The following is a 7,729-nucleotide window of genomic DNA, read 5'->3' as shown; positions in this document are numbered from 1 at the left end:
GGTGGCCGTTGGCCTGGCCGAAGCCGTTCGGGCCGGTGATCTCCATCGGGGTCGGCCCCGCGACCTGCCAGGGGCCGGGCTTGCCCGCCTTGGGCTTCTGCTCGCGTTCGGCCAGTTCCTGGTGCAGCTGGCGGAGCAGGCCGCGTTCCCGGTCGGTCAGCTTGGCCTCGGCGGAGCTGGTGACCTGTTCCGGCGGCGCGGGCAGCTCGGCCAGCGCGGGGGAGGACAGGGCGGGCGACGGCAGCGGGGCGTCCAGGTCCGGGTCGGCCGGGATGGGGTCCATGGCGTGCACCGTGGTGGCGGCCACCGGGTCCTCGTCCGGCCGGGAACGCGGCGGCAGCGACAGCTCGGTGTCGGCCATCGCGGGCGGGTCCGGGGTGGCCACCACCTGGGTGACCTCGGGCGAGGGGGCGGGCGGCGGTGGCGGCGGAGGTTCCGACCGGGCGCGCCTGGAGACCGGGCGCTCCCGGACCGGCTCGGCCTCGTAGCCGGGCAGCTCGATCCGGCGCGCGGTGGCCAGGGCCTTCTCGTGGTACTCGGGCAGTTCCTCGCCGGTGCGGAAGACCTCGATCGAGGCCCGCACACCGGCCTGCTGCATGGCCCGGTTCAGCTGGTAGACCACGGCCGAGGGGAAGCCCTCCTGGCCGATCTCCATCAGCAGCACCTGGTGCGGCACCGCGCCCGCGGCCGCGCCTGCCGGGGTGGTGCGCCAGGTGCCCCACACCGAGCGCAGCGCGGGCAGCCTGCGCAGCACGCCGGAGAGCACCCGCTCCAGTCCGGGGACCGGGTCGTTGCTGCTGTTGAAGCGGTGGCCGTCGCCGAGGCGGACCTCGGAGACCACCACCTGGTCGGCCAGCGCCGGGTCGATGCGCACCTCGCCGAGCATGTGCCGCAGCCGGTACTGCTCGGCCGGGGTGATGGAGATCCGCCCGGCGAGCAGGCAGCCGAGCATCAGCTCGGTGGCGCGCTCGTACTCCAGCAGCGCGGCGTGCTCGCGGGCGGCCAGCACCGCGTCGTCGTCGATCCGGCCCGCCAGCTCCAGCAGCAGCTGGTGGATCCGGTCGGCCAGGGTCATGCCGTCCATGCCACGCCTCCCTCGACCCCGACACACACCAGCTCAGCGGCCTCCCAGGCCGCGTGGTGGTAGTCGGGAAGCTCCATGCCCGATGGCAGCACCTCGACGCACGGTTCGTGTTCGCCGAGTGCGCGCAGCACCCGCTGCACCTCGCCGGCCAGCCCCGCCAGCTCGGTGGCGGCGGTGACCAGGATGATCCGCTTGCTCGGCTCGCCGGGACGCTGACCACGCCGCCAGGTGCAGCGCACCTCGCGGACCCCGGTCCGGCTGCGCAGCGAGGCGGCCAGCACCACCGACACCGCGTCGCTGCCGGTGGGGGACTCGGGGTGGTCCAGGCTGAACTTGTGCCCGCTGCGCCCCACCTCGTCCACGACCGTGATCGCGGCCAGTGCCGCGCGGTCCGCGCCGAAGGGGGTGAGCGAGTCCGACAGCAGCCGGTGTTCGCGTTCGGTCAGGGCGATCCGGTGTTGCAGCAGGCTGGCCGGCAGCGATCTGGCCAGCACCACCTGCGCTCCGCTGGCGAGCCAGTCCCGGAATCGCCACAGCTGGGCATCGGGCAACCGGCCGGCCAGCCGGAGGAGCAGCTCGTGACAGTCGAGCTCGGCAACCTCATGCATGGCCCGCAGCCTAGACCGAAGGGGGCAGCCTTTCAGTCCTTCGGGGGGTTAAGTTGGGGAAAGACCCGAAGGATTACGGGTATGCGTCACGGAGCGTCCGCCTTCTTTTCCCCGGTAGAGCCAGGCTTTTGGGGGAACTGGAGGGCGTCGAAGTAACTCTCCGATTCTTTTCCGCGGATCACGCTGGCCTTGTCCAGCAGGGCCTTGGTCGCGTCGTAGCGGCGCTGCTCCTTGTTCGGCCCGTCCACCAGTGACTGGGCGTGGTGCATCTCCAGCTCCCAGGCCGAGTAGGCCTCGGTGAGCTTGAAGTCGCTGCGGCGCAGCAGGCCCCAGTTCTTGTCCCACTGGTAGAAGGAGTGCAGCCCGGTGCACAGCGCGATCAGCACGCCGATCACCGCGATGGTGAGGTCCTTGTACGGGAAGGTGATCACCGTGATCAGCGGCAGGCTGATGCTCAGCACCGTGACCAGGATGCCGGAGAGCCGGAAGAACCTGCGGTTCCACCGGGACCGGAACCGGTAGCGGTCGCGCAGGTCGATCACGTACTGGCGGGCCACCCGCCCGTACTCGCCGTGGTCGGGATTGGCCGCGGACTTGTTTGCCACCGGTACCGCCCTGGGTCAGTGCTCACTGGAGGGGACGAACCCGGAGAATATGATGTTGTCGGCCGATTCGTGAGCCCTTCTCGCCTGAGCGGCCGAACCGACCGGCCAGGCGAGCACCGGCCGCCCCCGCTCGCGCCAGTAGGCCGCGGCCCTGGACGGCAGCCCGGCCAGCTCGAAGCTGATGAAGTCCGGCCTGGTCAGGAAGTTGGTCACCAGGCTGCGGCCGAGGGCCCGGCTGACCGGGTCGGCGTTGGCCAGCGCCCCGGAGATCTGCCCGAGCGGGCACCGGATGCCCAGCCGCCGCAGTCGGAACACCGCCACCGGGTCGAAGGAGTGCACCGCGACCTCACCCCGGTAGGCCCGCAGATGCCCGAGCAGCGCGGCCTCGATGCCGCGGCCGTCCAGCGGGTGCGCGTGCTTGGTCTCCACCAGCAGCGGCACCCGGCCGTCGACCAGGTCGAGGACGTCGGTGAACCGGGGAATGCCGTGCTCGGTGCCGCTCAGGCGCAGCGCGCGGAGCTCGGCGGCGGTGCGGCCGCTGACCGGTCCGGGCAGGCCGGTGAGCCGGGCCAGGTCGGCGTCGTGGATGACCACCAGGTGGCCGTCGGCGCTGAAGCGCACGTCGAGCTCGCAGGGGAAGCCCTGGCGGATCGCGGACTCGAAGGCGGGCAGCGAGTTCTCCGGGATGCCGGCGGAGGGGTCGTGCAGGCCGCGGTGCGCGATCGGCACGGCGGTCAGCCACTGCGGCAGGTCGCCCATCGGTTCAGGCTAGGGCGTCGGCGGGCGGGATGGGGAGCAGCGGCGCGCCGGGACCGGCCGTGGGGGCGCTGAGGGCGGGGAGTGGCGGTGGGCGCGGGGATGCGCCGTGGTGCGGCGGGGGCTGGGACTCGTGGGGCGGCTCAGGGGCGCCAGTGGGCGCGCAGGGCGGCGGCGACCGCGTGGGTGGCGGGGCTGGGGGAGCGGCGCGGGTCGTAGGTCAGCAGCACCGGGGCCTCGGTGTGCGCGGGCAGTGGCAGCTCGGCCAGGCGGCCCTGCTCGACCAGCTCGCGCACCGCGGCGGTGGGGAACAGGCCGAGGCCGAGTCCGCCGGCCACGCAGGCCCTGGCGGCCTCGATGCTGCCGAAGCGGGTCAGCCGGGGCTGGGCGTCCGGGACCGCGAGCAGCCGGTGGGCCAGCCGGTCGCTGTAGAAGCAGCCGGGCTCCAGCAGGAAGAAGCTCTCCCTGGCCAGCTGGGACCAGCGCGGCCTGCGCCCGGCCAGCCGGTGCTCCGGCGCGCACACCAGGCTCAGTGGTTCCTGGCCGAGGGGTTCGGCGGCCAGGTCGGGCTCGGGGGTGGCGTCCAGGACCAGGGCGAGCTGGGCGCGGCCGGTGTGCAGCAGCCTGCCGCCGAGGGCGGTGCCCGCCGGGATCAGGTGCAGCTCGATGCGGGGCTGCTCGACCCGCAGGGCGGTGATCAGCTCGGGCAGCCGGTAGGCGCACAGGGACTCGGTGGCGGCCAGGGTGACCTCGCCGCTGGGCGGGCCGTCGGCGCCCGCGGCGGTGTGCAGGGCGGCCTCGGCGGCGAGCAGGTCCTCGGCGGGGCGGAGCAGGCGGCGGCCGGCCGCGGTGAGCTCGGCCCCGCCGGGCAGGCGGTCGAACAGGCGGGCGCCGAGCTGTTTCTCCAGGGTGCGGATCTGCACGGTGACGGTGGACTGGGCCAGGTGCAGCTCGGCGGCGGTGCTGGTGAAGTTCCCGTTGCGGCTCAACGAGAGGAAGGTGTGCAGCAGCCGGGTGTCCACCCCGCCAGCCTATCGCGAAACTCGATCGGCACAATGAGAAACGATCGTTGGACAGCATGACGAACCGGGACGAGGCTTGGGGCCATGACCACAGACGTGTTGCGCTACACCGCCTTCACCGCCGACCCGGCGGGCGGCAACCCCGCCGGGGTCGTGCTGGACGCCACCGGCTGGACCGACGACCGGATGCAGGCCGTGGCCGCCGAGATCGGCTACTCCGAGACCGCGTTCGTGCTGCCCGGCCCCGATCCCCGGCAGGCCGTGCTCCGCTACTTCAGCCCGCTGGCCGAGGTGGCCTTCTGCGGGCACGCCACGGTGGCCACCGCGGCCGCGCTGACCGAGCGGCACGGGGCCGGGGACTACGTCTTCAGCACCCCGGCCGGGGTGATCCCGGTGCACACCCGGATCACCGACGGGGTCGCCAGCGCGACCCTGACCAGCGTGCCCACCAGCTTCACCCCGGTCTCGCCCGCGGTGCTCACCGAGGTGCTGACCTACCTGAACTGGCATCCCAGGGACCTCGACCCCGGCCACCCGCCGGTGGTCGCCTTCGGCGGCGGCCACCACCTGGTGCTGGCCACCCGCACCCGCAAGCGCCTGGCCAACCTCTCGTATGAGTTCGACCCGCTGGCCGCGCTGATGCGGCAGGAGAACTGGACCACCCTCCAGCTGGTGTACTTCGACCCGGACGGAACCATCCACTCCCGCAACCCGTTCCCGGTCGGCGGCGTGGTGGAGGACCCGGCCACCGGGGCGGCCGCGGCCGCGCTCGGCGGCTACCTGCGGCCGAACCTGGACCGCCCGGCGCTGCTGACCATCCGGCAGGGCGAGGACATGGGCAGGCCGAGCCTGCTGGTGGTGGAGATCGACCCGGCGGACCCGCGGATCAGGGTCACCGGCCAGGCCGTGCCGCTGCCGGGTTGAATGGCCCGGTGAGCGATCAAGCGCTGAGCGAGCTGTTGCGGCGGGCCGCCGAGGGCGATCCGCCGCCGCCCGACGGCGGGGTGAGCGTGCTGCCGCAGGGCGCCGAGGCGACGCCCGCGGTGCTGGCCTTCACCGCGCACCACGTGGTGGTGGCCGATGTGCCCGAGGAATGGGTGCGGGCGCGGCTGCCGGCCGATGACCTGTCCGCGCCGCTGAACCCGCCGTTCCTGACCGCGCTGTGCGCCGCCACCGGCCGCGCGGTCAACAACATCGACGCGGTGCTGGTGGCCACGGGTCCGGCGGTCGCGCCCGAACTGGGCCTGACCCCGGCCGACGACCGCACCCACGAACGGGTGCGGCGGGCCGAGGACTTCCGCACCGACATCCGGGTCTGGACCTGCCCTGGCGGGCTGGTGCTGCTCGGACGCGGTGTCGGCGGCCGCTGGGAAGTCGCGGCCGAGGTGGACCCGGGGTTCCGGGGCAAAGGGCTCGGGCGGGCGTTGTTCGCCGCGGCCCGAGCGCTGGCTCCGCAAGGTGTGCCGGTGTGGGCACAGGTCGCGCCCGGCAACGCGGCCTCACTGCGAGCGGTGCTCGCCGCGGGCTATCGGCCGGTGGGCGCGGAGGTGCTGCTGAAGTAGCCGGTCAGTTGGCGTACTCGTGGTCCGCGCTGAGGCCCTCGGGCTCGTGGAACAGGGCATCGTGCGCCCAGGTGGTGGCGGCGGTCCGCTGCGCCACGATCTGCGGCTGGTCCCCGGCGGGGTGGCTGAACAAAGTCTGCTGAAGTGCCATGTGTGTTTCCGATCTGTCCCGCGCTCCCTGGCCACGGCCCCGGAATGGGCGTACGTCGGCACGGCGCGGATGACGTGAAGAAGGGGAGTGTGAACTCCCGGCACCCACCACGGTACACGAAGATCGTGGTGGGATGCCGGAATTAGCTCAACCAGTGCGTTGCATGGCCGGTGCGGGCGGCGCGGGCTGGCCGCGCAGCACGTCCGTGCGGGTGGACCCCGGCCGCCCGAGCACCCAGCTGGATCCGCGCAGTGACTTGGCTTGCTGCTTCAGCGGCGCGAGCAGCCGGGAGGTCTCCCGGTGGTCGTGCACGCTGCCCGCGGCGCACACCAGGGTGGCCATGGACACCGTGATGGAGCGCCCGTGCACCCGCCGGTCCGGGTCCAGCACCGCACTGGCCAGGCGGACCAGGTCGTCCAGCTCGCAGACCACCAGGAAGTCGTCGCCGCCGATGTGGCCGACGCAGGCGTGCCGCAGCGCGGCGGCGACGTCGGTGAGGCCACGGCCCAGGTGCCGGATCAGGTCGTCGCCCGCGGCGAAACCGGCGTTGTCGTTGACCCATTTGAAGCTGTCCACGTCCAGCCAGGTGACGGCGAAGATCTGACCGGTGGCGATGCGCTGGCTCAGGTCCCTGGCGATGGCGTCGCTGCCGGGCAGCCTGGTCAGCGGGTTGAGCGCGGCGGCGTGCTCGACCTTCATCTCGGCCATGCCGCGGAAGAGGTCCGACAGCCGGACCACGCCGAGGCAGTGGCCGCCCTCGTCCAGCACCACCAGGTCGTCGTACATCCGGTCGGAGGAGCCGCCGGACATCAGGTTCAGCGCCTCCATCGCGGTGGCGTCGGTGCCCACCGCCCTGGGCTCGTCGGCCAGCCGGGAGGCCGGGCGCTTGGCGTGCAGCGCATGGCCGTAGGGGCCGGTGACGGCGAGCAGGAACCGGTTCCGGTCGATCGTCCACTGTGGACGTTCTTCGTCGTCGACCAGGACGATGCTGGTGATGTCGGGGCGGTCGGCGAAGACCTTGCGGGCGTCCTCGGCGGTGGCGTTCTGGGCCAGCATGGTGGCCGGGCACAGGTAGTCGGTGACCCTGGGGCCCGCGGTGGCCACCGGCAGCTGCACCGCGCCCACGTCGGAGAGCTCGTTGAGCGCGGCGGAGAGGGTGACCCTGGTGTTGGGTCGGCGGCTGGGCGGGGCGATCAGGTCGCCCTGCACCAGGTGGATGCCTGCCGCGCGCACCGCCTGGAGCTGTTCCCTGGTCTCCACGCCCTGCGCGATCACGGTGGCGCCCGCCTGCGTGCAGGTGTGCGCCAGCCCTTCCAGCAGGGCCTGCTTGCGGGTGTCCTCCGGCAGTCCGGCCAGCACCGCCCGGTCCAGCTTGACCAGGTTGGGCTGCACGTCCAGCAGGAAGGTCAGTGGGATGTCGCCGCCGCCGATGCCGTCGAGGGCGACCTGGAAGCCGATGGTGCGCAGCCGCCGGAGCCGTTCCAGCAGCAGGACGCGGTCCAGGTGCGAGATCGGGTCGCCGATCTCCAGGATCACCTCGCGCGGGCGGCGGCCGGTGGCGCGCAGCGCGCCGAAGAGCGCCTCCATCCCGGCCGGGTCCTCCACCACGGTGTCGGCCAGGATGTTGAGGTGCAGGGGCAGCAATGTCTCGTGTTCGGAGGCGAACTGCACCGCGAGCACGGCCAGTTCGATGTCGAGGTCGGTGAGACGACCGGCTTCAGCGGCCGTCCGGAACAGGTCGTGCACGTGACCCCGGAGCGGCCGGGCTAGCGCCTCGACCGCGACCACACCGCCGGTGTTGGTATTGACCAGCGGCTGGAAGGCGACATGCACTTGGTCCAGCAGCGTGGGCACAGTGCAGATCGTGCCCGGTAAATCACTCTCCGACGAGGTCGTTCACCACAAGTTCACGGAGTCTGTGTCGCTTCGTCTCACAACCGG

General features: G+C 72.8%; 9 protein-coding genes. 2 read left to right on the top strand and 7 right to left on the bottom strand.

The annotated features are described in order from the left end of the window. From M8C13_RS22760 to M8C13_RS22740, 5 genes are all read right to left on the bottom strand, one after another. Positions 1 to 1,084: hypothetical protein (locus M8C13_RS22760; RefSeq protein ID WP_252482691.1), on the bottom strand; the 1,084-nt coding region annotated here is incomplete at its 3' end. Then, complete coding sequence (locus M8C13_RS22755; protein WP_252482690.1) at positions 1,072 to 1,692, bottom strand: hypothetical protein; 621 nt, start codon at positions 1,690 to 1,692, stop codon at positions 1,072 to 1,074. The genes M8C13_RS22760 and M8C13_RS22755, both read right to left, overlap by 13 nt. Positions 1,693 to 1,778: 86 nt before the next feature. Then, positions 1,779 to 2,297 (bottom strand): SLATT domain-containing protein, encoded by a 519-nt coding sequence (locus M8C13_RS22750; protein WP_252482689.1) that lies wholly within the window; start codon positions 2,295 to 2,297, stop codon positions 1,779 to 1,781. A 15-nt stretch (positions 2,298 to 2,312) separates the two neighbouring features. Then, entirely contained in the window at positions 2,313 to 3,056 is a 744-nt protein-coding gene (locus tag M8C13_RS22745; RefSeq protein WP_252482688.1) for a glycerophosphodiester phosphodiesterase family protein, read from the bottom strand. Between the two features lie 140 nt (positions 3,057 to 3,196). After that, positions 3,197 to 4,075: a LysR family transcriptional regulator gene (locus M8C13_RS22740; RefSeq protein ID WP_252482687.1), complete on the bottom strand. Its 879-nt coding sequence runs from the start codon at positions 4,073 to 4,075 to the stop codon at positions 3,197 to 3,199. Between the two features lie 84 nt (positions 4,076 to 4,159). Here M8C13_RS22740 and M8C13_RS22735 point away from each other — a divergent pair, with 84 nt between their 5' ends. Together M8C13_RS22735 and M8C13_RS22730 are read left to right on the top strand one after the other, a co-directional pair. Beyond that, a complete protein-coding gene (locus M8C13_RS22735; protein WP_252482686.1) occupies positions 4,160 to 4,999 on the top strand; it encodes a PhzF family phenazine biosynthesis protein in 840 nt (279 codons plus the stop codon). A gap of 8 nt (positions 5,000 to 5,007) precedes the next feature. Further along, positions 5,008 to 5,637 carry a GNAT family N-acetyltransferase gene (locus tag M8C13_RS22730; protein WP_252482685.1) on the top strand — a complete coding sequence of 210 codons (630 nt, stop codon included), beginning with the start codon at positions 5,008 to 5,010 and terminating at the stop codon, positions 5,635 to 5,637. A 4-nt stretch (positions 5,638 to 5,641) separates the two neighbouring features. On the opposite strand, the gene M8C13_RS22725 is transcribed toward M8C13_RS22730, so the two are convergent. Next, positions 5,642 to 5,788, bottom strand: coding sequence for a hypothetical protein (locus M8C13_RS22725; protein ID WP_252482684.1), 147 nt, complete (start codon positions 5,786 to 5,788; stop codon positions 5,642 to 5,644). A 147-nt stretch (positions 5,789 to 5,935) separates the two neighbouring features. Continuing rightward, complete coding sequence (locus M8C13_RS22720; RefSeq protein ID WP_252482683.1) at positions 5,936 to 7,642, bottom strand: EAL domain-containing protein; 1,707 nt, start codon at positions 7,640 to 7,642, stop codon at positions 5,936 to 5,938. Positions 7,643 to 7,729: the final 87 nt, after the last annotated feature.

This window comes from Crossiella sp. SN42 (assembly GCF_023897065.1).
In the GTDB taxonomy this organism is placed as follows: Bacteria; Actinomycetota; Actinomycetes; order Mycobacteriales; family Pseudonocardiaceae; genus Crossiella.
Note: the sequence above shows the minus strand (reverse complement) of the source record. Positions and strands in the feature narration are given on the sequence as shown.